The organism is Myxococcus sp. AB025B (assembly GCF_006518215.1).
Lineage (GTDB): Bacteria > Myxococcota > Myxococcia > Myxococcales > Myxococcaceae > Myxococcus > Myxococcus fulvus.
Window position 1 is genome coordinate 1 of sequence record NZ_SRLW01000111.1, and the last position, 22,015, is coordinate 22,015.

The 22,015-nt window shown below is 71.2% G+C and carries 18 protein-coding genes; 9 read left to right on the top strand and 9 right to left on the bottom strand.

The genetic code is table 11. From position 1 onward, the window contains the following. The 4 genes from FL311_RS19775 to purL form a co-directional block, all read left to right on the top strand. Nucleotides 1-856 (top strand): metal-dependent hydrolase (locus FL311_RS19775; protein ID WP_228556967.1); only part of this gene is annotated, 856 nt, incomplete at its 5' end. An 11-nt stretch (nt 857-867) separates the two neighbouring features. Next, nucleotides 868-2,127, top strand: a complete 1,260-nt coding sequence (locus FL311_RS19780) for a hypothetical protein (protein ID WP_228556968.1) — start codon at nt 868-870, stop codon at nt 2,125-2,127. An 86-nt stretch (nt 2,128-2,213) separates the two neighbouring features. Beyond that, nucleotides 2,214-3,377 (top strand): NAD-dependent epimerase/dehydratase family protein, encoded by a 1,164-nt coding sequence (locus FL311_RS19785; protein ID WP_141327064.1) that lies wholly within the window; start codon nt 2,214-2,216, stop codon nt 3,375-3,377. A gap of 163 nt (nt 3,378-3,540) precedes the next feature. After that, nucleotides 3,541-7,452: a phosphoribosylformylglycinamidine synthase gene (gene purL, locus FL311_RS19790; protein ID WP_141327066.1), complete on the top strand. Its 3,912-nt coding sequence runs from the start codon at nt 3,541-3,543 to the stop codon at nt 7,450-7,452. Between the two features lie 64 nt (nt 7,453-7,516). Here purL and msrB read toward each other — a convergent pair whose 3' ends face one another. Beyond that, on the bottom strand, nt 7,517-7,939 hold the full coding sequence (gene msrB / locus FL311_RS19795; protein ID WP_141327068.1) for a peptide-methionine (R)-S-oxide reductase MsrB: 423 nt from the start codon (nt 7,937-7,939) through the stop codon (nt 7,517-7,519). 211 nt (nt 7,940-8,150) lie between these two features. On the opposite strand from msrB, the gene FL311_RS19800 reads away from it, so the two are divergent. Continuing rightward, on the top strand, nt 8,151-8,567 hold the full coding sequence (locus FL311_RS19800; protein WP_141327070.1) for a CBS domain-containing protein: 417 nt from the start codon (nt 8,151-8,153) through the stop codon (nt 8,565-8,567). Nucleotides 8,568-8,624: 57 nt separating this feature from the next. Here FL311_RS19800 and thrS read toward each other — a convergent pair whose 3' ends face one another. From thrS to FL311_RS19820, 4 genes are all read right to left on the bottom strand, one after another. Next, nucleotides 8,625-9,857 (bottom strand): threonine--tRNA ligase, encoded by a 1,233-nt coding sequence (thrS, locus tag FL311_RS19805; RefSeq protein WP_305036159.1) that lies wholly within the window; start codon nt 9,855-9,857, stop codon nt 8,625-8,627. Between the two features lie 236 nt (nt 9,858-10,093). After that, entirely contained in the window at nt 10,094-10,474 is a 381-nt protein-coding gene (locus FL311_RS19810) for a hypothetical protein (RefSeq protein ID WP_141327074.1), read from the bottom strand. A 277-nt stretch (nt 10,475-10,751) separates the two neighbouring features. Next, on the bottom strand, nt 10,752-12,614 hold the full coding sequence (locus FL311_RS19815) for an OPT/YSL family transporter (protein WP_141327076.1): 1,863 nt from the start codon (nt 12,612-12,614) through the stop codon (nt 10,752-10,754). Between the two features lie 51 nt (nt 12,615-12,665). Beyond that, nucleotides 12,666-13,685: a hypothetical protein gene (locus FL311_RS19820; protein ID WP_141327078.1), complete on the bottom strand. Its 1,020-nt coding sequence runs from the start codon at nt 13,683-13,685 to the stop codon at nt 12,666-12,668. An 83-nt stretch (nt 13,686-13,768) separates the two neighbouring features. Between FL311_RS19820 and FL311_RS19825 the strand changes: the two genes are divergently transcribed. Continuing rightward, a complete protein-coding gene (locus FL311_RS19825; RefSeq protein WP_141327104.1) occupies nt 13,769-14,587 on the top strand; it encodes a methylase in 819 nt (272 codons plus the stop codon). 133 nt (nt 14,588-14,720) lie between these two features. Continuing rightward, nucleotides 14,721-16,037: a carbamoyl-phosphate synthase gene (locus tag FL311_RS19830; protein WP_228556970.1), complete on the top strand. Its 1,317-nt coding sequence runs from the start codon at nt 14,721-14,723 to the stop codon at nt 16,035-16,037. A 56-nt stretch (nt 16,038-16,093) separates the two neighbouring features. On the opposite strand, the gene FL311_RS19835 is transcribed toward FL311_RS19830, so the two are convergent. The 3 genes from FL311_RS19835 to FL311_RS19845 all read right to left on the bottom strand — a co-directional run bounded on the left by FL311_RS19835 (nt 16,094) and on the right by FL311_RS19845 (nt 18,793). Then, the gene (locus FL311_RS19835) at nt 16,094-17,542 is read right to left on the bottom strand and encodes a pyridoxal-dependent decarboxylase (protein WP_141327079.1); all 1,449 of its coding nucleotides are present in this window, start codon (nt 17,540-17,542) and stop codon (nt 16,094-16,096) included. Next, nucleotides 17,539-18,390: a glycosyltransferase family 2 protein gene (locus FL311_RS19840; protein WP_141327081.1), complete on the bottom strand. Its 852-nt coding sequence runs from the start codon at nt 18,388-18,390 to the stop codon at nt 17,539-17,541. Before FL311_RS19840 ends, FL311_RS19835 begins: the two co-directional genes overlap by 4 nt. A 148-nt stretch (nt 18,391-18,538) precedes the next feature. Beyond that, complete coding sequence (locus tag FL311_RS19845) at nt 18,539-18,793, bottom strand: hypothetical protein (RefSeq protein ID WP_141327083.1); 255 nt, start codon at nt 18,791-18,793, stop codon at nt 18,539-18,541. 192 nt (nt 18,794-18,985) lie between these two features. Here FL311_RS19845 and FL311_RS19850 point away from each other — a divergent pair, with 192 nt between their 5' ends. Next, nucleotides 18,986-19,753, top strand: a complete 768-nt coding sequence (locus tag FL311_RS19850) for an arginyltransferase (protein WP_141327085.1) — start codon at nt 18,986-18,988, stop codon at nt 19,751-19,753. 10 nt (nt 19,754-19,763) lie between these two features. On the opposite strand, the gene FL311_RS19855 is transcribed toward FL311_RS19850, so the two are convergent. Continuing rightward, a complete protein-coding gene (locus FL311_RS19855) occupies nt 19,764-20,660 on the bottom strand; it encodes an alpha/beta hydrolase (RefSeq protein ID WP_141327086.1) in 897 nt (298 codons plus the stop codon). 220 nt (nt 20,661-20,880) lie between these two features. Here FL311_RS19855 and FL311_RS19860 point away from each other — a divergent pair, with 220 nt between their 5' ends. After that, nucleotides 20,881-21,984 carry a glycosyltransferase gene (locus tag FL311_RS19860; protein WP_228556971.1) on the top strand — a complete coding sequence of 368 codons (1,104 nt, stop codon included), beginning with the start codon at nt 20,881-20,883 and terminating at the stop codon, nt 21,982-21,984. Nucleotides 21,985-22,015 lie beyond the last annotated feature (31 nt).

Here is a 22,015-nt window from a genome sequence, read left to right on the forward strand (position 1 = left end):
CGAGAATCCCCCACTCATGGTCAATCCCCCCGACCCCGGCCGCATCGTCCCCAGACCGCACCTGAAGTTCCACTTCGATGCCACCTTCCCCCGGGTCTGGCACCACAACGGCCTGGGCTCGACGCACCTGTGGAACGGACTCAACCTGCTCTTCCCCCAGGGCGAGCGCTTCTTCGTGCGCAGCGTCAACCACTACCTCCCCGCGCTGGCCGACGTCCCGGAGCTGCGCGCGCAGGTGAAGGCGTTCTTCGCCCAGGAGGGGCAGCACGCCCGCGAGCACCAGGACTACATCGAGCTGCTGGAGTCACAGGGCTACGTCATCACCGGCTTCATGAGGGCGTACCAGCGCATCGTCTGGGGCTTCATCGACAAGTACTTCCCGGCCTCCCTGCGGCTCTCCATCACCGCCGCGCTGGAGCACTACACGGCCATCATGGGGGAGAACACGCTGACGCTCGGCGTGTTCAAGGACGGCCACCCCGCGATGCGCCAGCTCATCGAGTGGCACGCCGCGGAGGAGATTGAGCACAAGGCCGTGGCCTTCGACGTGCTGCGCAAGGTGGCGCCGGGCTACGGCCTGCGCGTGACGGGGATGTTCGCGGGCATCATCGCCCTGTACGGCCTGTGGTTCGCGGCCACCGTCACGCTGCTGAAGCAGGAGCCGGGGCTGGGGTGGGGTGGCATCTGGCGGGAGCTGCGGCGCGCGCACCAGAAGGACCCGGTGCTGGTGCGGGTGCTCTGGCGTGGGCTCAAGGAGTACCTGCGGCCGTCGTTCCACCCGCTGGACAACGACAACCTGCACATCGCTCGCGCCCACCTGGACTCGCTCGACGTGCCCCGGGCGGAGGCCGCCTGAGCGGACGGGTCGTGGCGCCGCGGCTCGCCGTCCTCGCGGCCTTGTTGGCGCCGATGGGGGCGGGGGCCTTCTGGGTGAAGGACCACGAGGCCCTGACGCGGGTCGCCCTCGAGCGGGCGACCCAGGCGTCGCCGGGCCTGGAGAAGCACCGTGACGCGGTCCTGCACGGTGCGACGGCGGAGGACTTGAACCTCCACGTGAAGTGGACCGGGTGGCACCACTACTTCCGGCCGGAGGGGAGGGTGGACTCGGGGCCGCGCGAGGGTTCGGCGGCGCGGGTGCTCAAGCTGTGGGAGGAGGCGCTGGACGCGGCGCGTGGAGGAGACCTGGCGCGCGCGTGGGACAGGGCCGGACACCTGGCGCACCACATCCAGGACGTGGCCTCGCCGCCGCACGTGGTGCCGGTGAGCCATGGCTTCTCGGACGGGTTCGAGGGCTGGGGCCTGCGCGGCGTGCTGGAACAGCTCCCCACGCGCGAGGTGGCGCCGATGTCCGGGCCCGACGCGCAGCTGGCGCTGGCGCGGGAGACCCTGGAGGTGGTGCGCACGCAATCACTGCGCGCCGAGGATGGGACGCTGATGGCCTGGCGTGCGTTCTGGGTGGAGCCGGACGCGGCGCTGCAGGGGGCGTTCGGTGTGTATGGCGGACCTGGGAAGGTCTTTGGACAGACGGAGGGGGTCTCGCCGGAGGCCTTTGATGTGTTCATGGCGGACCGGGCCGCCGCGGCGATTGCCTATACCCAGTCATTCCTCACCTGGGCGGCTCAGCGCTTCCAGGAGGTCGCCGAGCCCGGCGCCGTCTGGGTTTCGACCGGCGACTACAGCCCCGCGCCGGAGCTGTCCCTCCAGTTGCTGGGCGGCATGACACGCGACGCGCGAGGCGGCGCACCCGTCGCCGGGCTTCGCGCGGGGCTGCCACTTCCGTACGCGTCGCGGTTGTCCTTCGAGTGGATGCGCGGCGTGGGGCTGGGACGTCGTCCCCTGGCGACGGGAGGCTTCAGCCTGTCGTTGTCATCGCCTCCCTTGTGGGCGTGGCGGCCGACGTATGCGGTGGGCGTGGACGTGCGGGCCTCGCTGGGGGCGGGCGTGTTCTCGTGGGAGGGAGGCTCGCGCTTCGGGGTGCCCGTGGGCCTGCGGGCGCAGGCGGCGCTGGGGGCGTTGTTCATCGCGAGCGCGGAGGCGCGCTACCAGGGCCTGCGCCCGTTCACCGACGACTGGACCCATGGGTTCGTGTGGACACTGGGATGGGGTGTGGCGCTGGGAGACCGCTGACCCGACGCTTGCCCGGGAATGAAACAGGCGGGCTCGCGTTCTGCGCGCGTCCCCCCGAGCACACCACGGCCCCTGGAGCCGTCGTCATGAAGACCTCGCGTAGGAAGTTCCTGGTGTATTCCGCCACGGGTGCGTCGTTGCTCGCGCTCGGGCCCGAGTCATTGGCCGCGCCGAAGAAGGTGGCGAAGAAGCGCATCCTCATCCTGGGAGGCACGGGCTTCCTCGGGCCCGCCGTGGTGGAGGCCGCGCGGGCGCGAGGCCACTCGCTGACACTCTTCAACCGCGGCAGGACGCGCCCGGAGCTCTTCCCCGACGTGGAGAAGCTGCGCGGCGACAGAGACCCCGACAAGGACGAGGGCCTGAAGGCGCTGAAGGGCCGCAAGTGGGACGCGGTGGTGGACACGTCCGGTTACTACCCGCGCATGGTCCGCGCGTCGGCGGCGCTGCTGGCGCCGAACGTGAAACAGTATGTCTTCATCTCCAGCGTCTCCGCGTACGCCAGCGACAAGACGCCGGGCGAGGACGAGCGCGGCCCCACCGCGACGCTCGCGGACCCCAACGTGGAGACGATGGGCAAGGACTACGAGTTCTACGGCGGGCTCAAGCGCGCGTGCGAGGAGGCCGCCGAGGCGGCGCTGCCGGGGCGCGTGGCCAACATCCGCCCGGGCTACATCGTCGGACCGGATGACCGCTCGGACCGCTTCACGTACTGGCCCGTGCGCTTCGACCAGGGCGGGGAGATGCTGGCGCCCGGCACGCCGAAGGACCCGCTGCAGATCATCGACGTGCGCGACCTGGCCGAGTGGCTGGTGCTGCTCATCGAGGGCCAGGTGAACGGCGTGTTCAACGCCGTGGGGCCCGCGGAGGCGTGGTCGATGGGCGCCATGCTCGACACCTGTCGGAAGGTGACGGGCAAGGACACGAAGGTGACGTGGGTGCCCGCGGAGTTCCTGGAGAAGCAGGGCGAGACGGGCGACGTGAGGCTGCCCATCTACATGCCGCCCACCGGCACCAGCGCGGGCACGCACCTGCGCTCCAACGCGAAGGCGGTGAAGGCCGGGCTCAAGTTCCGTCCCGTCGACGTCACCGTCCGCGACACGCTGGCGTACTTCAAGGGCCTGCCTCAGGAGCGCCGCGACAAGCCGCGCGCGGGCCTGCCACGGGAGCGTGAAGCGGAGCTGCTCGCGCTGTGGCGCAAGGCCCAGGAGGGGGCGAAGCCCGTGCCCGCAGCTTCCGGCAAGGGCGGGTAATTCCGGCTCTCCTACGTGCCGCGCCAGCGCTGACGTGTGAGGGGCACCCACCGTGCCCCCTGTCCGTCCGGGCAGCGAGCGGGCTGGCACGAAGTCTGTGCTCGCCCTCGCGACACACGGTGATAAGGACGCCCCGGCTGTTACCCAGGGCCTACCCTTTCCCATGTCCAGCATGCACTTCCTGCGCGGCGCTCCCGTCCTCTCCGAATTCCGGCTCGCCAAGCTGCTCGCGCAGTGCCGCGAGCAGGTGCCCTCCGTGTCGTCCGTCTACGCGGAGCACGTGCACTTCCTCGACGCCCCGGAGCTCCTGTCCGGTGACGAGCAGGCGATGCTCGGCCGGCTCCTCGAGTATGGCCCCAGGGTCCCCTCGGGCGAGCGCGCGGGCAGCCTGCTGCTCGTCGTGCCGCGTCCGGGCACCATCTCTCCCTGGTCCTCGAAGGCGACCGACATCGTCCACAACTGCGGCCTGGGCGCGAAGGTGCGGCGGCTGGAGCGCGGCCTCGCGTACTTCGTGGCGGGTCCCCAGGGACGTCCGCTGGAGCGCGAGCAGGTGGAGGCGCTCGCGCCGGTGCTGCATGACCGGATGACGCAGGCGGTGCTCACGCGGATGGAGGACGCGGCCGTGCTGTTCTCCACGCACGAGCCCCGGCCGCTCACCACGGTGGACATCCTGGGCGGCGGCAAGGGCGCGCTGGACCGGGCCAACCGCGAGCTGGGGCTGGCGCTCGCGGACGATGAAATCGACTACCTGGTGGCGCGCTTCACGGAGCTTTCGCGCAACCCCACGGACGTCGAGCTGATGATGTTCGCACAGGCGAACAGCGAGCACTGCCGGCACAAGATCTTCAACGCCAGCTGGACGCTGGACGGCAAGCCGCAGGAGCGCTCGCTCTTCCAGGCCATCAAGAACACCTACGCCCAGCACCAGGAAGGCGTGCTGTCCGCCTACAAGGACAACGCGGCTGTCATCGAGGGCTTCACGGTGGACCGCTTCTTCCCGGACGCGGACACGGGCGAGTGGGGCACGGTTCGCGAGCCGTCCCACATCATGGTGAAGGTGGAGACGCACAATCACCCGACGGCGATTTCGCCGTACCCGGGCGCGGCGACCGGCGCGGGCGGAGAGATTCGCGACGAGGGCGCCACCGGTCGCGGCGCGAAGCCGAAGGCGGGCCTGACGGGCTTCACCGTCAGCCACCTGCGCATCCCCGGCCACGAGCGGCCGTGGGAGCAGCCCTACGGCAAGCCGGACCGCATCGTCTCCGCGCTGGACATCATGATTGACGGTCCGCTGGGCGGGGCCGCGTTCAACAACGAGTTCGGCCGGCCCAACCTCGCGGGCTACTTCCGCAGCTTCGAGGCGCAGGTGTCCACGCCGGAGGGCGTGGAGGTGCGTGGTTACCACAAGCCCATCATGATCGCCGGCGGCCTGGGCAACATCCGCGCCGAGCACGTGAAGAAGGGCCAGCTCAAGCCCGGTGACAAGCTCATCGTCCTGGGCGGTCCGGCCATGCTCATCGGCCTGGGCGGCGGCGCGGCGTCCTCCATGGCGCAGGGCGCGAGCGCGGCGGACCTCGACTTCGCCTCCGTGCAGCGGGACAACGCGGAGATGGAGCGGCGGTGCCAGCAGGTCATCGACCAGTGCTGCGCGCTGGGCGAGAAGAACCCCATCCGCTCCATCCACGACGTGGGCGCGGGCGGCCTGTCCAACGCGCTGCCGGAGCTGGCGCACGACAACGCGCTGGGCGGGAGGCTGGAGCTGCGCGCGGTGCCCAACGCGGAGCCGGGCATGTCGCCGCTCGAAATCTGGTGCAACGAGGCCCAGGAGCGCTACGTGCTGGGCGTGGCGCCGGAGGACCTGGCGCGCTTCACCGCGTTCTGCGAGCGCGAGCGCGCGCCCTTCTCCGTGCTGGGCGAGGCGACCGAGGCCCAGGTGCTGAAGCTGTCCGACGAGCGGCTGGGCACGCCGCCCATCGACCTGCCGATGGACGTGTTGTTCGGCAAGGCGCCGCGCATGCACCGCGACGCGACCACGCGCGCGCTGGAGCACGCCCCGCTGTCGCTGCCCTCGGACTTGAAGGCGATGGCCGAGCGCGTGCTGAGCCACCCGACGGTGGCGGACAAGTCGTTCCTCATCACCATCGGCGACCGCTCGGTGTCGGGGCAGGTGGCCCGGGACCAGATGGTCGGCCCGTGGCAGGTGCCGGTGGCCGACTGCGCGGTGACGCTGTCCACGGTGACGAGCACCACGGGCGAGGCGATGTCCATGGGCGAGCGCACGCCGCTGGCCGTGGTGGACGCGGCGGCCTCCGCGCGCATGGCGGTGGGCGAGGCGCTCACCAACATCGCCGCGGCGCGCATCGGCAAGCTGTCCGACGTGAAGCTGTCCGCCAACTGGATGGCGGCGGCGGGCAGCCCGGGTGAGGACGCGCAGCTCTACGCCGCGGTGAACGCGGTGGGCATGGAGCTGTGTCCGGCGCTGGGGCTCACCATCCCCGTGGGCAAGGACTCGATGTCCATGCGCACCGTGTGGCAGGACGGCGGCGAGAAGAAGACCGTGACGTCCCCGGTGTCGCTCATCATCTCCGCCTTCGCGCCGGTGCTGGACGTGCGCAAGTCGCTCACGCCGCAGCTGGTGGACGTGGAGCTGGACACGCGGCTGGTCTTCGTGGACCTGGCGCGCGGGCAGCAGCGGCTGGGCGGCTCCATCCTCGCGCAGACACACGCGCAGGTGGGCCCCAAGGTCCCCGACGTGGAGGACCCCGCGCTGCTCGCGGGCTTCTTCTCGGCGGTGCAGGCGCTGAGCTCCGAGGGGCGGCTGCTCGCCTATCACGACCGCTCCGACGGCGGCCTGTGGGCCACGCTGTGCGAGATGGCCTTCGCGGGCCGCTGCGGCATGGACGTGGACCTCTCGAAGCTGGGGCCCGACGCGGTGGCGGCGCTCTTCAACGAGGAGCTGGGCGCCGTGGTCCAGGTGCGCGCGGGCGACGTGGCGCGCGTGTGCGAGGTGCTGGAGCAGCACGGGCTGGGGGTGCACTGCCACGAGCTGGGCCGGCCCACGCCGAAGCTGGAGGTCCGTGTCCGGCACGGTGAGCGGGTGCTCCTGTCCGAGGGCACCATGGACCTGCGCCGCGTCTGGTCGCGCGTCAGCTACGAGCTGCAGAAGCTGCGCGACAACCCGCTGTGCGCGGAGCAGGAGTACGCGGCCAAGTGCGACGCGTCCAACCCGGGCCTGTCGCCGCTGTTGACGTTCGACGTGGCCAAGGACGTGGCCGCGCCCTTCGTGGGCAAGGGCGCGCGGCCCCGCGTGGCGGTGCTGCGCGAGCAGGGCGTCAACAGTCAGCAGGAGATGGCGGCGGCGTTCACCCGCGCGGGCTTCCTCGCGGTGGACGTGCACATGAGCGACATCCTCGCGGGCCGGGTGTCGCTGAAGGACTTCCACGGCGTGCTGGCGTGCGGCGGCTTCTCCTACGGAGACGTGCTGGGCGCGGGTGGCGGCTGGGCCAGGTCCATCCTGTTCAACCCGCGCGCCCGCGACGAGTTCGCCGGCTTCTTCGCGCGCTCGGACAGCTTCGGGCTGGGCATCTGCAACGGCTGCCAGATGATGTCCGGGCTCAAGGACATCATCCCCGGCGCGGAGCACTTCCCGCGCTTCGTGCGCAACGCCTCGGAGCAGTACGAGGCGCGGCTGGGGTTGGTGGAGATTGCCCGCACGCCGTCGCTCTTCTACCAGGGCATGGAGGGCAGCCGGATGCTCATCGCCGTGGCGCACGGCGAGGGGCGCGCGGAGTTCTCCGACGACGCGGAGGCCGCGCGCGTCAACGGCTCGGGCTTCATCACCACGCGCTGGGTGGACAACCACGGCCAGGTGGCGTCGACGTACCCGGCCAACCCGAACGGCTCGCCGCACGGAATCTCCGGCGTCACCACGAAGGACGGCCGCTTCACCGTGACGATGCCGCACCCCGAGCGCGTCCACCGGCTGGTGCAGCACTCGTGGCGGCCCCGTGAGTGGACGGGCGATGACGGCCCGTGGATGCGCATGTTCCGCAACGCGCGCGCCTGGCTGGGCTGATGCGCTGCTGCGAGGACCCGGCCCTCGGCTCGATGAACCGAGCGGGGCCGGGGGCTTGCCGCGCTTACGCCCGGACCAGCTCCAGCGGCTGGCCCTCGGGCACGTGCTTCATCGCCACCGAGTTCATGCAGTAGCGCAGGCCGGTGGGCGGGGGGCCGTCGGGGAAGACGTGCCCCAGGTGGCCGTCGCAGCGGGCACAGCGCACCTCGGTGCGGACCATGCCGTACGAGCGGTCATCGATCTGCGTCACCGCGTCCGGTCCCACCGCCTGGGTGAAGGACGGCCAGCCGGTGCCGGACTCGAACTTGGTGCCCGACTTGAACAGCGGATTGCCACAGCCGGCGCACACATAGGTGCCCGGCGTCTTCGTGCCCAGGAAGCACCCCGAGCCCGGACGCTCCGTGCCGTGCCTGCGCAGGACGTCGTACTCCTCGGGCGTCAGGCGCTCGCGCCACTGCGCATCGCTGAGGGTGAGCTTGTCGACCATGCCGTCACGCTCCTTTGCCCGGGTCCACGCCCGGGAGCTTCAGTCAGATGCGCATCCTGCCCAATCGTCGCGCTCGCTGGCCAACCTGGAATGCCGGCGGCCGCGTGCCCGCCCGCTGCTCCGCCGAGCCCCGGTGCCTCCCTGCCAGAGGGCCGCGTCGACCTCATGCTTGAGGACGCAGTCCTACCCTCAACCCGTCAGCGGAGGCGCCATGCGGATTTTCGAGCTGATGACCCGGAACGTGGAGACCATCGAGGCGGACGAGTCGCTGCGAGTCGCCGCCCTGCGGATGCGCGAATGCAACATCGGCGCGCTCCCCGTCACCGAGGGCGGACAACTGGTGGGCATGCTGACGGACCGAGACATCACCGTGCGCTCCACGGCCCTGGGCCAGGACCCGAACACCACGCGCGTGCGCGAGGTGATGACGACGGCCCTCATCACCTGCGAGCCCGACGCGGGGCTCGATGTGGCCGAGCAGATGATGGAGGACAAGATGGTGCGCCGGCTCGTCGTGGTGGACGAGGCCCGTCGCCCGCTGGGCATCCTGAGCCTGGATGACCTGGCCACCGTGCCCGCGGAGGTGCTGCGCGCCGGCGCGGTGCTCGAGCACCTGCGACACGCGTAGCCGTGGCTGGAACCGAGGGGCGCGAGGAGTCGACTCCGCGCGCCCCTCGGGGCTTCATCAGGCGGGGGCTCCCGGGACACACGCGGAGACCAGCTCCGCGAGGCCCGCGTCCCACGAGACATCCCGCTGGGCGCCATCCCGCTGTCGCAGCCGCAGGCCCTTCGCCTGCACCTCGCGCGCGCCCACCACCACGAGCCAGGGGACACCTCCCTGGTGCGAGTCCAGCACCCTGCGCGACAGCGACTCCTGTCGCGCGTCCACGCGGACGCGGCAGCCCGCCCGCCGCAGGCTGAAGGCGACGTCGCGCGCGTACTCCTGCGCGGCGTCACCCACGGGCGCCACCACCACCTGCTCGGGCGCGAGCCACGCGGGCAGGGCGCCCTGGTGGTGCTCGAGCAGCACGCCGATGAACCGCTCCAGGCTGCCCAGGAGCGCGCGGTGAAGCATCACCGGACGGACCCGCAGGCCCTGGGAGTCCTGGTAGCGCAGGTCGAAGCGCTCGGGCAGCACGAGGTCGAGCTGAATCGTCCCGCACTGCCACTCGCGCCCCAGCCTGTCCTTCAAGACGAACTCCAGCTTGGGGCCGTAGAAGGCCCCCTGACCCGGTTGGTATTTGCACTCCAGGCCCGCCTGGCTCGCCGCGTCCGAGAGCCAGGCCTCGGCCTGGTCCCAGACGGCGTCGCTTCCCGCGCGGGAGGCGGGACGCCCGGAGAAGGCCACCTGGACGTCGTGGAAGCCCAGGCCCGCGTAGAACTCGCGCAGCGAGCGCGCGAAGTTCACGACCTCTTCCACCACTTGCTCGGGGGCACAGAAGATGTGCCCGTCGTCCTGCGTGAACTGACGCAGCCGGAACAGGCCATGCAACGCGCCGCCCGGCTCGCTGCGGTGGACCAGTCCGAACTCACTCATGCGCAGGGGCAGGTCGCGGTAGCTCAGGGACATGCGCCGCACCAGCTCGATGTGGCCCGGGCAGCTCACCGGCTTGAGCGCGAGCGGCCGCCCGCCGTCCTCCACGAGGTACATGTTCTCGCGGAAGTTCTCCCAGTGGCCGCTGCGCTCCCACAGGGGCTGCGCGTAGAGCTGCGGCGTACGGACCTCGAGGTAGCCCTCGCGCTGCATGCGCTGGCGGATGTGCTCCTCCAGCAGGCGGAACAACAAGAGCCCTCGGGGGTGCCAGAAGACCATTCCCGCCGCCTCCTCCTGCAGGTGGAAGAGGTCCAGGCGTTGGCCGAGGGCGCGGTGGTCGTTTTCGTCGAGCATTGCTTCGTCTCCGTTACGGAAGGTTGGAATGGCCTTGCCGGACGGAGCGCTGAGCGAACACACGGTTGCCCCGGCCGGTGAAGGCGGGGCGAGAAGCCGTGCGGTCGTCAGCTCACTTCACGACGCGCACCGCTCCACACCTCGCCGTAGCGAGTCGTGGTGCGGGTGGTCGTGGTGACGTTGACGATGCTCACGCGAATCAAGATGCAAGCGGGCCTGGAAATTGTCAACCAGACCCGCGGGCAACCCCTCACGGGTCAGGGGACTCAGCAGTCGTAGCGGCCGGCGATGCAGTAGCAATAGCCTTCGACATCGCCACGGCAGCACGGCTGCGTGCCGCTCCGGCAGCTCTGTCCATCCATCGCCGAGCACGAGCGATAGTCGCCCGGACACACCGCCGGCGGGCAGTCCTTCCTGACCCCGTCACACGTCACGCTCCTGCCTTCGAAGGTGCTGCAGGTGCTTCCCGTGCAGGAGATGAACGTCCCGTTCGCGCAGGCCGTCGTACAGGTGACGAGCTCCTGGCGGGTTTGCGCCAGCTCGACGTCCGCCGGGCCTTCATCGACTTGCACCTCGAGCGCCTCGCCACCACAGGCCAGCAACGAGACGCCGAGGATTGCCACCATCATCACCAGCACGCGCTTCATGAGGACTCCCGCGGAAGAACGACGTGGGACCGCCTGCGACCCATGAGGGTCGTTTCCGTGTTTTCCCATGAGAGCACGTATTTGTGTGAGCCGCGCCCCGCGGTGAAGTGCTCGCGAGCGGACGTCTACGGACAGTGGTAGCGCCGCGTCGTTGGCGCGCAGGCGCACCACAGGGCGGAACGCTCCGTCGCAGCAGTCCACCCGGCGCACGCAGCGTTGACCCCTCCGATGGCGCACGGAGGGAGTTCCCCCGGACAGGTGACCCGTGACGACCGGCTCACGCCAGCAGCGACGCGAGGCCAATCATTCCGGCGATGAGGAAGAAGAGCGACTCGCCGGCGATGAGGCCGCCGCCCACCAGGGACATGGTGCTCATGTCCTCGGGGAGCGCCTCGCCCTGTGCGGGGCTGCCCGCGGCCGCCGGCGCGCGCTTCTTCGTGACGGTGTTCCACACGGACGCGATGACGCCGCCCGCGCCGAACCACAGCGCCACGGGGAAGGCCACGAAGCCGCCGAAGGAGGACGCATAGGGGCTGGCCAGCACCAGCGAGTCCATGGTCCAGCCCACCGCGAAGCCCGCGCGCGAGCCCTTGATGTAGCGCTGGTAGCCCGGGTTGGCGTGCAGCACCTTGCGCAGCGCCTGGATGCCGAAGCCCAGCCCCAGGCCGAGCAGCATCGCCTTCACCTTGGTGTCCGACAGCGAGCCCAGGTCGCGGATGGCGCCCACCAGCTTGTACGTCATCGCCGAGCCCCACTGGCCCACCTCGGCGTTGGGGTTGTCGAGCTGGTTGATGGCGAGCGCGGGGTAGGCCGTCATGAACACGCGCGCCAGCCCCACGCACAGCAGCGCGCCCATGATGACGCCCATCACCTGGTAGCGGAACTGGATGACGCGGTTGGTGCCCAGGCGCCATCCGGTGGAGCGGTCCTGCTGCATGTCGCAGCCCACGGAGGTGGAGATGAGCAGGATGGTCGCGGCCATCAGCGCCACCAGCGGGTTCTTCAGGCCCAGCAGCGACATCATCATGATGGAGATGACGAATGCGCTGGAGATGGGGTTCTGGTCGGTGATGCCGTAGGAGATGCCGTTGATGAGCACGAACAGCAGCGCCAGCGCGAGGCCGAAGAGCAGCCAGCCCAGGGGCTGACCCAGCACCGCGGTGCCCACCACCAGCGTCGCCGCGCCCCAGCCGAGGACCCAGGCCAAGAGCCGGGGCAGGTTGACCTTCTTCCACGCGGGCTCGTCGTCCTTCGGCGCGTCGGCCCGGGCCTTCACGCGCGCCACGGCCTGCACCGCGAGCAGCGACAGGTCCACCACCGCCGCGCCGCAGATCATCGCCAGGCCGATGAGGAAGCCAATCTTGCGGAAGGGGTCCTCGGGGCCGAGCCAGCCGATTTCACGCAGGTGCGGCACCTGCCATGCGCCGATAACGGCCATCAACACCGCGGGGATGGTGATGCGGCTGCCGACAATCATGCCCGCGCCCAGCGTGGCGGCGCTGGTGCCGATGGCGGCCACGACGGCGATCTTCTCCGTCATCCACGCGGCGATGGCGCCCAGCAGCGTGCCGCCGCCCAGCTTGGAGATGGAGGCCTTGAGCAGCCGCTTGTCCGTCAGCGCGCGCAGGATGTTGGCCACCGCGAAGCCCGACGGGTAGTCGAGCTGCAGCCGGTCCACGAGCAGCGGCGTGTAGAGCATGCCCACGCCGACGGCGAACATGCCCACGCAGCCGACGAAGAGCATCAGGTGCCAGGCGGGCGGCATCTCCATGCCCAGCCACACCATGGCCTGGATGAGCACCGACATGGCGCACAGCGAGGCCACCGACGCGGCCATCGTCTGCATGTAGTTGGCGCCGTGCTTGCCCTCCGCGCCGTAGCCGTACGTGACGGCGCTGCCGAGGATGCCGGCGAGTACCTGGCCTCCGACGAAGAAGCCCACGCTGAAGTTCATGTACGAAGCGGCGATGCCACCCAGGGGCCCGAGGATGAACAGGGCCACCGCGCTCAAGAGCAGGTGGTACTTCCAGGTCCCGACGGGAGGCAGCCAGCCGAAGCGCGGCTGGAGGTTGTCGGAGTCGGGGGGCGTCGAGGACGAGGGGGGCTCCGGGTGGGGGAGCGGCTGGACGGGAGATGCCATTGGGCCGGGAGGCTACCGGCGTTCCACGCCGCTGTCACAACCCGGGACGTTTCATCGCCCATTCAAGAAGGGGAGCGCTCGCAGGGCGGCGCGAAGCCGGGCCCGCTCCTTCCAGAGCTGGAGGGCGTGGAAGACGGCCAGGGCCACGAGGCAGGCGATGCCGAGCGTGACGTAGCGACGGATGAGGTCACCCTCGGACCAGCCGTGGTCCTCGACCAGTCGGCTCGGGTCGCTCAGGCCCACGCCCTCCATGCGGCCGAAGGGGATCTCCTCGGCGTCGGTCCGCGCTCGCCACCAGGTGTGGAAGCCGTCCCAGAAGGCGAGCGCACCGATGAAGACGAAGCCCCAGCGCAGGCCTCTCGCGTGGAGGTGGCCGCCGGGCCGGGCGTGGAAGGACGCGACCAGGAGCGTGCCCAGAATCAGCATCCCCGCGTCTCCGCCGAAGACGATGAACACCTCGGTGCGCCACAGGGGGATGACCAGCGTGCAGAAGGCCTGGGTGGCGAGCAGCACCGTGCTCCATGCCATCCAGTCCCAGCGGCGCAGCTTCCAGCCGCGCCACGCCCAGAAGCCGAGGGCTCCCGCGAGCATCGCCGCCAGCGAGTACCAGCGCTCCGAGCCCGTGGGAGTGACCCACGGGGCCGGGATGGCGGGGATGCCGCACAGCCACGCGGTGACCGCGTGCCCGACCTCGTGGACGTACATGGTGAGCAGCCGCACGATGAAGCGCGCGGAGCCGGTGGCCACCAGGTAGCCCACCAGCAGCGCCAGGGGCACGACGACAAGGCGCAGGCGCAGCTCGTGGACGGCGTCCTCCTCACCCGCGTCGATTGACGGTGTGCTCGCGGGCAGGACCTCCGAGCGCGGCTCCGGAGGCGCGAGCCACGCGGGGTCGACCTCGAAGGGCGCGGGGACCTGCTCGGCGGCCTCGCGCTGGGCGCGTTCCTCCTCGGCCTTGCGCGCGGCGCGGGCCTCGGCGCGGGCGTAGATGATGCCGCAGCGAGGACACTCAGCCCCCTGGACGCGAGGCGCCTGACAGCCGGGGCAGGTGAGGGCGGACGCGGGGCGCACGGAGGTGGAGCCTAAGGCCTCCGCGCTCCAGACGAAAACGGGAGGGCTTGACGCGATGGGGCCGCCTCATCGAAGACCCGGGCATGTCCACGCTCGACGCGAAGACGCGGGGGCGCACCGCACCCGGGAGGCTGCGCGCGCTCGATGCCTTCCTGTGCCGCTTCGAGCCCACGTTGCTATCGCGCGTCGACGGTCCGTGGGCCCATGCCGTCTTCGTGGACGTGGGCTTCGGCGAACATCCGTGGACGACCCTCGAGAGCGCCAGCGCCTTTCGCGCGCTCCATCCGGGCCTCGTCGTCATCGGCGTGGAGCTCGATGACGCGCGGGCCCTCGCCGCTCAAGCCCATGCGGGGCCTCGCACCCACTTCCGTCAGGGCGGCTTCGCGCTGCCCCTGTCCCCGGAGGAGCCCGCCCGCCTCGTGCGGGCCATGAACCTCCTGCGACAGGGACCCGTGGAGCGCGTCGCCGAGGTGCACCACGCGCTCAGCCGCTTCCTGCTCCCCTCGGGGCTGCTCGTGGAGGGCAGCTCGGACCCGGAGGGTTCCGTTCTCACCGCGCACCTGCTGCGTCGCTCCGACAGCACTCCCGAGTCGCCGCCCGCTCGCGAGGCCCTGCTCTTCCACACCGACTTCCGCCAGGGCTTCGCGCCGCTCTTGTTCCGCGACTGGCTGCCGCGTGACTTGCGCCGCCGCGTGCGCCCCGGTGAGCCCATCCACGCCTTCTTCATGTCCTGGGTCGACGCGTGGAAACAGGCTCGTGACGCCGGCTACTGCGCGCCCGCGGCTGCCTTCCGCGAGTCTGTCTCACGTCTGTGTCGGCAGGTGGACGGCGTCTCCACGGACTCATGGCTGCTCGACTCCGGTTACCTGCTATGGCGGCCGCCGACCGGTGTGGCGTCCTGACGCATGGGGCCGGGCAACCCCATCCCCATCCACCCCAGATGATTCGCCCTCCAATCAAGCGCCTCGAAGAGGGAGGGGCAAATGGCGGAGGGGGCGGATATGGTGTGGGGCCCTCCAACGGGAGACAGCACAGGTGCAGGCAGAAGACGTGAAGGTGCAGCAGTCGGCGACAGAGCGCGTGGGAGAGCGGCCGGCCGCGCTGCTCTTCTCCGCTGGCTTCTATGGAACGCTCGCCGCCGCGCGGTGCTTCGGGCGCAATGGCATCCGCGTCACCGTGGCGGACCCCGGACGGCTGGGCCCCGCGAGCTGGTCGCGCTTCGTCGGGAACCGCGTGCAGTGCCCTCCCGAGTCCCAGCCCGAGGCGTTCCTCGCGTGGCTCCTCGACTTCGGAGCCCGGGCGCCCATGAGCCACGTGCTGTATCCGACGAGCGACGAGCTGGCGTGGCTGGTGTCCGTGCACGCGAAGGAGCTGTCGCGCTACTTCCACCTCTACGACCCCGGCATCGACGCCGTCTACGGGCTGCTCAACAAGCGCAAGCTCTTCGAGGCGGGCCAGGCGGTGGGGCTGACGCTGCCGCGCACCTGGTTCCCCGAGTCCGAGGCGGACCTGGAGAGCATCTCCCGCGAGGCGCGCTTCCCCGTCCTCATCAAGCCGACGACGCAGATCCTCTACTCCACGCACCGCAAGGGCCTGCCCGTCGCGGAGCCCTCGCAGCTCGTGGAGGAGTACCGCGCCTTCGCGCGCGACGGCTACGCGCCCATGCTGGTGAAGTTCGACCCGGCCGTGGCGCGGCCCATGGTGCAGGAGTTCCACCCCGAGGCGGCCCAGGGCATCTACAGCCTGTCGGGCTTCGTGGACCGCACGGGCGCGCTGTTCGAGGTGCGCGGCGCCATGAAGGTGCTCCAGCGTCCGCGCCGCCTGGGCGTGGGCGTGTGCTTCGAGTCCGCGCCGGTGCGCCAGGACCTGGCCGACGGCCTGCGCAAGCTGTGCGCGAAGCTGGGCTACCACGGCGTCTTCGAGGTGGAGTTCATCCAGACGAAGGACGACTTCCTGCTCATCGACTTCAACCCGCGGTACTACGGGCAGATGGGCTTCGACATCGCGCGCGGACTGCCGCTGCCGCTCATGGCCTATCACGCGGCGCTGGGTGACTTTGACGCGCTGGAGCGCGTGGGGCAGTCGGCGCGCGCGTGGACCGGACGCGGCGAGGTGTTCTGCAACCGCATCGCCCTGGAGATGCTGCTCAACCTCCAGCGGCTGTCCGGTGCGCTGCCCGCCGACGAGGCGAAGCAGTGGCGACGCTGGCTGCGGACGCACCGTCAGGTGGCGGTGGACCCGCTCATCGACTCGGATGACCCGATGCCGTCCGCGGTGGAGGTGGCGCAGATCCTCTACGGCTCCGCGCGCCACCCGCGCGCCTTCCTGCGGATGATGGTGCTCAACCGCTAGCAGGCCTTCGCCGCCCGTGTGTCAGCGCGCACGGGCGGCGGACCTCGACGCGGCGCTCAGGCCGCCTCGGGCTTGCCCGGGCTCTTCGCCACCGTGTCGAGCGCCACCTGGTCCTCGAACGTCTCCGCCCGACGCAAGAGCCGCGCCTCGCCGCCGTCCAGCGCGATGATGGCCGGCTGCGGATACGAGAAGGACGTCGCGAACGGCACGAAGTACGCGCCCGCGTCCATGATGGCCAGCGTGTCACCCTCGACCAGCTCCGGCAGCCGCTTGGCGTGGTACAGCGTGTCGCCCGGCGTGCAGATGGGGCCCACCACCGTGTAGACGCGCTCGGCGGGCGCGTCCGGCCGGTCCACGTGGAAGAGCTGGTGGTACTCGTTGCGCACGCACTCGGCATGGTTCACGCCCGCGTCGAGCACCGCCCACGTCCGGTCCTCGCCCGCCTTGAGCGTGTGCACGCTGCCGAGCAAGAGCTGCGTGTCGCCCGTCATGGCGCGGCCCGGCTCCAGGAAGATGCGCGGTCGCGCGCGCCCCTTCTTTTCGTAGTGCGACTCCACCATCTCCACCACGAGCGCCACGTAGCGCGAGATGTCCAGCGACGCCGCCGGGTCCGGCGCCGGCACGTCCCGGAAGAAGGTCAGGTTGAGGCGCCAGTCGCGCTCGGCGATGTGCTCCACCGACGGCGTGCAGAGGCTGCCGCCCAAATCCAGCACCTCCAGGTCCAGCCCCAGCTCCTGGTGCAGCGTGTCCGTGAAGCCGAGCACCGCCTCCACGAAGCCCGTCAGCTCGCCCTCGGTGCGGATGGTGGCGCCCCGGTGCGCGTGCAGGCCCACCACGTCCAGGTGCGACGACGCCCGCGCCTGCGCATACGCCCGGAGCGCCGCGCCGCCCGCGATGGGCGTGCCGAACTGCGCCGCCCAGCCGCTGTCCGTGCTCACCCGCACCGCCACGCGCGGACGCTTGTCCAGCTCCGCCGCGACGCGCGCGAACAGGCCCAGCTCCTCCGCGTGGTTCGCGGCGAGCAGCTGGATGCCCCGGCCGATGGCCTCGCGCACGGAGGCCTCCGACTTCACCGGGCCGTTGTAGACGATGCGCTCGGGCGCGACGCCCAGCCGCAGCGCCAGCCACAGCTCGTAGGCGGAGATGATTTCCGCGCCCACGCCCATCCCGTGCAGCACCTCCAGCACGCCGGGGATCGGGTTCGTCTTGTACGAGTAGAACACCTCGCACCCACCCGCGCGCCCCGGGGGCACCGCGAGGAAGCGCTCCACGTTGCGCTTGAGCGCCGCCAGGTGCACCACGTGCAGCGGCGAGCCGAAGCGCTCCACCAGCGACTTGAGCGCCACGCCTTCCAGGCTCAGCCCCTGGCCGGGGACGTGCTGCAGCCCCCAGTACGACGCGGGAATCTCCGTGCGCGCGGGCGCCATGGCGCGCTGGAGCACGGGCCTGAGCGTCTGCTTCACCTGACGCTTGGCCGTGCCGACGAACCGACTCTTCAAGCTCATGAGACCCGGCCCTGCCTGGGCAGCCACAAGGGCAGCTTCTTGGCGATGTCGAACGGCAGGGTCCGCATGAGCAGCTGCAGCGCGCGGTACTCCAGCGCGCCGTTCGTCTTGCGGTACTTGCCGTGGATCATCTCGTTGGACTGCATCACCAGCGTGCCGTCCTTGCCCAGGTTGTGCATCAGCGAGGGCCGGCCGGTGCGGTAGTGCAGGATGGGGCGGTCCACGTAGACGTGGCCGAAGGCGCGGATGCCGCGCAGGTAGAAGTCCACGTCCTCGTAGACGGGGATGGACGCGTCGAAGCCGCCCAGCGTCGCGAAGTGCTCGCGGCGCACCATGCACGCGGAGTTCACGTACAGCGTCCCGCGGAACAGGATGTGCGCCACCGTCCACGCGCTGTTGGGCGTGCTGGCGCCCACCTTGGCCGCCCACTGGAAGTACTCGCTCTTGTCCTTGAGCCAGTCCGCGTCGTCGCCGAACGGCACCACCCAGCCCACCGCCACGCCCGCGTCCGGCCGCGCGTCCAGCGCGCTCACCATGGCGTGCAGCGCGCCCTCGGCGAGCATGTCGTCGTCGTCCAGGAAGTGCAGGTAGCGGCCCCGGGCCAGCGTCACGCCGTGGTTTCGCACCACCGCGGGGCGCCCCTTGGACGGCGGGTCGTTCACCACGTAGCGCACGCGCGAGTCGCCCAGCCCCTCCACCGACGCCCGGGCGGTGCCCTCCGGTGTGTCATCCAACACGATGACCTCCACGTGGACCCCCTCCTGGCGGAGCACCGAGCGGATGGCCTCCACCACTTCCTTCTCTCGTCGGTGGGTGGGCATCACCACCGAGACATCGATTGCGGACATGTCAGGCTTATATGCGTTCGCGCCGGGGCCTGAGAAGACGCCTCCGGGTTGGCGCCGCCGCCAGGCTTGCGCGCACGCCTGCTCCACGCGCAAGGGTTGCGGGAACGTGCGTTCTCAAAATGGATGAGCTTGAGAAGCGGCGCGGGCGTCAGTAGCTCGCCACCGCGAAATCGAAGTCGTCGGAATCCCACCCGGGGTCCTGCTCGACCTGCCGGGAAATCGCCGTCCGTGGGGCAACGATGTCCTGCTCCGCGAGGCGGGCCTCCACTCGGGGGCGCCGCATGGCCAGGCCCTGGCCATCCCACTCGCGGCCCCCCAGCCGGGCGCGGGGCGAGGTGTCCTGGACCTCCACGTCGACATGGGCCAGCCGGTCCATCCAGGGCTGCAGGCAGTCTCTCGCCATGTGCTTCCGCCTTCGCGTGGGGGTCGACGGGGAGAGGCTGCAGTCGTCATGCCATGGGCCTGGGAGGGCGGGGGGCCGTCGGACGCGTGACAGGAGGGCGTGCGGGGCGCGGCGCTCCGGCCTCGGGGAGTGTCCGGGCGCCCTCCGGCGACTTGACGCCGGACCGCGGGCCGGACAGGAACATGGACGCAAATGGCCCTCCTGCTGGCACACGACGTCGAGCCCCCGCGCCCCTGCAGCTACCTGCCCGAGCGGCAGGCCTCGCTGGAGAACCTGGTGCTGCGGGACGTGTCGCCGGAGGAGTACGAGCACCTGCTGGTGCGCGGCTGGCGGCGCTTCGGGCCGGTGTACTTCCGGCCCGCCTGCGCGGACTGCCAGGAGTGCGTGTCGCTGCGCGTCCCGGTGGAGGGTTTCCGGCCCAACCGCAGCCAGCGCCGCGCCCGGGCCGCGTGCGCCCACCTGCGGGTGGAGGTGGGCGTCCCCAGGGCCGACGAGGAGCGGCTGGCGCTCTACCGGGCCTGGCACGCGGAGCGCGAGGCCTCGCGGGAGTGGGAGCCCTCGCCGCTCACGGTGCGCGAGTACTCGCTCCAGTTCTCCTTCCCGCACCCCTCCGCGCGCGAGGTGGCCTGGTACGACGACGCGGCGGAGGGCGGCCCCCGGCTGGTGGCGCTGGGCATCTGCGACGAGACGCCGCGCGCGTGGAGCGCGGTGTACTTCTTCTACGACCCGGACTACGCGCGGCTGTCCCCGGGCACCGCCAACGTGGTGTTCCAGGTGGAGCTGGCGAAGGCGCGGGGCATCCCCCACGTGTACCTGGGCTTCCGCGTCCAGGCGTGCGCGTCCCTGCGCTACAAGGGCGGCTTCCGTCCGCACGAGCTGCTCCAGGGGCGGCCCGCGCTGGACGCGGAGCCGGATTGGGTGCCCGCGTCGGACGCGCCGGAGCCCGAGCCCGGCCCCTGAGCCGCGTGGCTCATCCCGCGCCCAGCAGCGCCCGGTCGAAGTGCTCGCGCAGCCGGCGCGCGTACTCCTCCGGGGCCACGCGGGCGTACTCGCCATGGCCCGCGCCCTCGACGACCCACAGCGTCTTGGGCTCGCAGGCCGCGCGGAACAGGCTGGCCTGGAGCTTGGCGGGCGCGTCCGGGTCCACGTCGCCGTTGACGAGCAGGAGCGGGCGGCCCTTGAGCTGGCACATGCCGTCGATGGGGCGCACCGCGTCCATGTCCACGCCCGCGCGGCGCAGCGTCCACAGCACCGGCTCCGCGCTCAGGGCGCCCCACCTGCCGTAGCCCGAGTACACGTCCGCCTCCAGGGCGGGGTACGCGCCCGCGGCCGCCACCGCCTTCACGCGCGCGTCGTGCTCGGCCACCAGCAGCGCGGTGGTGCCGCCCATGGAGAAGCCGAAGAGCCCCAGCCTGGCGGGGTCCACGTCTGGCCGCGCCGCCACGAAGTCCAGCGCGGCCGTCACGTCGCGGCGCTCCAGGTCTCCCCACGTCACGCGGTCTCCGCCGCTCTCGCCATGGGCGCGCAGGTCGAACAGCAGCACGCCGTAGCCGGCCTGGGCCAGCGCGCGGGCCTCGAAGAGCAGCTGCGCGCGGTTGTCCGCGAAGCCATGCACCAGCACCACCGCGGCGCGGTTCTGTGAGGGCACGTACCAGCCGCGCAGCGTCAGCCCGTCCGCGTTGGTGAAGGTGACGTCCCGCATCGCGTCCAGCTCCGGCGCGGCGGACGGCCGCGTCACCGGCACGTGGGGTGGGTGCAGCAGGCCCTGGCCGATGCGGTGCCCCTTCACGACGAGCAGCCCCACGGACGCGAGTACGCCGAGGAGCAGGACCAGGGGGACGAGGAGTCGTGGACGGAGCGCGGTCATCACGGAGCGTGACAGGACGGGAGAGCCCGGCGGTCTGCCTGGGTGCCGGCGGAGCGTACGCCGGGAGGCGCGCGATGTGTCGCCAGGAGACGTTGCAGCCGTCCGTCTTGTTGGCGGGCGTGACACCCTTGGGTTACGGTGCACCCGCCTTCAGGGAGTGGGGGGCTGGATGCTGGTGCCGGTGCCACGAGACGCCTCGAAAGACCCTGGGAGGAAGCGAGTGCTGTTCACGCTCGTGTTCCTGGGCGGAGGCGGCATCGAGCGCTCGGTGTGCAACGTCCTCGCGGGGCTGGACCCCCGGCGCTTCGCCACCCGGCTGTTCTTCCACCACCGACCTCCACCGGGGCGCGAGGACCGGCTGCCCGCGAACACCGAGGTCTCCTGGGCCACCGACTCCTACGACTACCACCGGCAGAACCTGCCCCTGTACCTGTGGCACCTGTTGCGCCATGCCCGCGAGGCGGACGTCATCGTCGCGGGGCAGGAGGGGCGCGCGGCGCTGTTGGCCTGCCTGGCCGGGAAGCTGCTCGGCAAGCCCGTGGTGGGGATGATCCACTTCGACTGGGGTGCCTTCCACCGCGAGCAGCCGCGCCGCCAGCTGTGGGGCCTGCGGCTGCTCTACCCGCGCATGCAGCGCATCGTCGCGTGTGGCCATGACACGGCGCGCTCCTTCCAGTCCCTGGTCCCCGTGCCCGAGGAGCGGCTGCAGGTCATCCCCAACTTCGTGGACGGGGAGGTGGTGCGCGCCGCCGCGGACGGGCCGGTGCCGGACTGGGCGGGCCCCGTCTTCGCGCGCCCGGTGGTCATCGCCGTGGGCCGGCTGGAGCCCCAGAAGGGCTTCGACGTGCTCATCCGCGCCCATGCCCTGGCGCGCCAGGAGGGCGTGGACCACCACCTGCTCATCCTGGGGGTGGGTTCGCTGGAGACCGAATTGAAGGCGCTGGCGCGCTCGCTGGGGGTGGAGTCGAGCGTGTTCATGCCGGGCTTTGCGTCCAACCCGCACGCGCTGATGCGCCGCGCGGCGGTGTTCGCGCTGTCCTCCCGGTTCGAGGGGCTGCCCATGGTGCTCCTGGAGGCGCTCGCCCTGGGGTGCCCGGTGGTGAGCACCGACTGCCCGTCCGGCCCCGCGGAGGTGCTGGAGAATGGGCGGCACGGCGTGCTGGTTCCAGTGGAGGACGCCCCGGCGCTGGCCCAGGCGCTGGCCCGAGCCGTCTCGGACGAGGTGCACCGCAAGGACCTTGCCCGGAAGGCCCGGGCCCGCGCGGAGGAGCTGTCCTCGGCCAAGGCGCTGGGTGCCTGGGAGGCGCTCCTGGACTCGCTCTGAAAGGAATCCCTTGCCGGCCCCGGGCGGCTTC

Excerpts from the sequence above, each read along its gene's own strand:
- FL311_RS19785 (WP_141327064.1), top strand. The coding sequence starts at position 2,214 with ATGAAGACCTCGCGTAGGAAGTTCCTGGTGTATTCCGCCACGGGTGCG.
- purL (WP_141327066.1), top strand. The coding sequence starts at position 3,541 with ATGTCCAGCATGCACTTCCTGCGCGGCGCTCCCGTCCTCTCCGAATTC.
- msrB (WP_141327068.1), bottom strand. The coding sequence starts at position 7,939 with ATGGTCGACAAGCTCACCCTCAGCGATGCGCAGTGGCGCGAGCGCCTG.
- FL311_RS19800 (WP_141327070.1), top strand. The coding sequence starts at position 8,151 with ATGCGGATTTTCGAGCTGATGACCCGGAACGTGGAGACCATCGAGGCG.
- FL311_RS19810 (WP_141327074.1), bottom strand. The coding sequence starts at position 10,474 with ATGAAGCGCGTGCTGGTGATGATGGTGGCAATCCTCGGCGTCTCGTTG.
- FL311_RS19815 (WP_141327076.1), bottom strand. The coding sequence starts at position 12,614 with ATGGCATCTCCCGTCCAGCCGCTCCCCCACCCGGAGCCCCCCTCGTCC.
- FL311_RS19825 (WP_141327104.1), top strand. The coding sequence starts at position 13,769 with ATGTCCACGCTCGACGCGAAGACGCGGGGGCGCACCGCACCCGGGAGG.
- FL311_RS19835 (WP_141327079.1), bottom strand. The coding sequence starts at position 17,542 with ATGAGCTTGAAGAGTCGGTTCGTCGGCACGGCCAAGCGTCAGGTGAAG.
- FL311_RS19840 (WP_141327081.1), bottom strand. The coding sequence starts at position 18,390 with ATGTCCGCAATCGATGTCTCGGTGGTGATGCCCACCCACCGACGAGAG.
- FL311_RS19845 (WP_141327083.1), bottom strand. The coding sequence starts at position 18,793 with ATGGCGAGAGACTGCCTGCAGCCCTGGATGGACCGGCTGGCCCATGTC.
- FL311_RS19850 (WP_141327085.1), top strand. The coding sequence starts at position 18,986 with ATGGCCCTCCTGCTGGCACACGACGTCGAGCCCCCGCGCCCCTGCAGC.
- FL311_RS19855 (WP_141327086.1), bottom strand. The coding sequence starts at position 20,660 with ATGACCGCGCTCCGTCCACGACTCCTCGTCCCCCTGGTCCTGCTCCTC.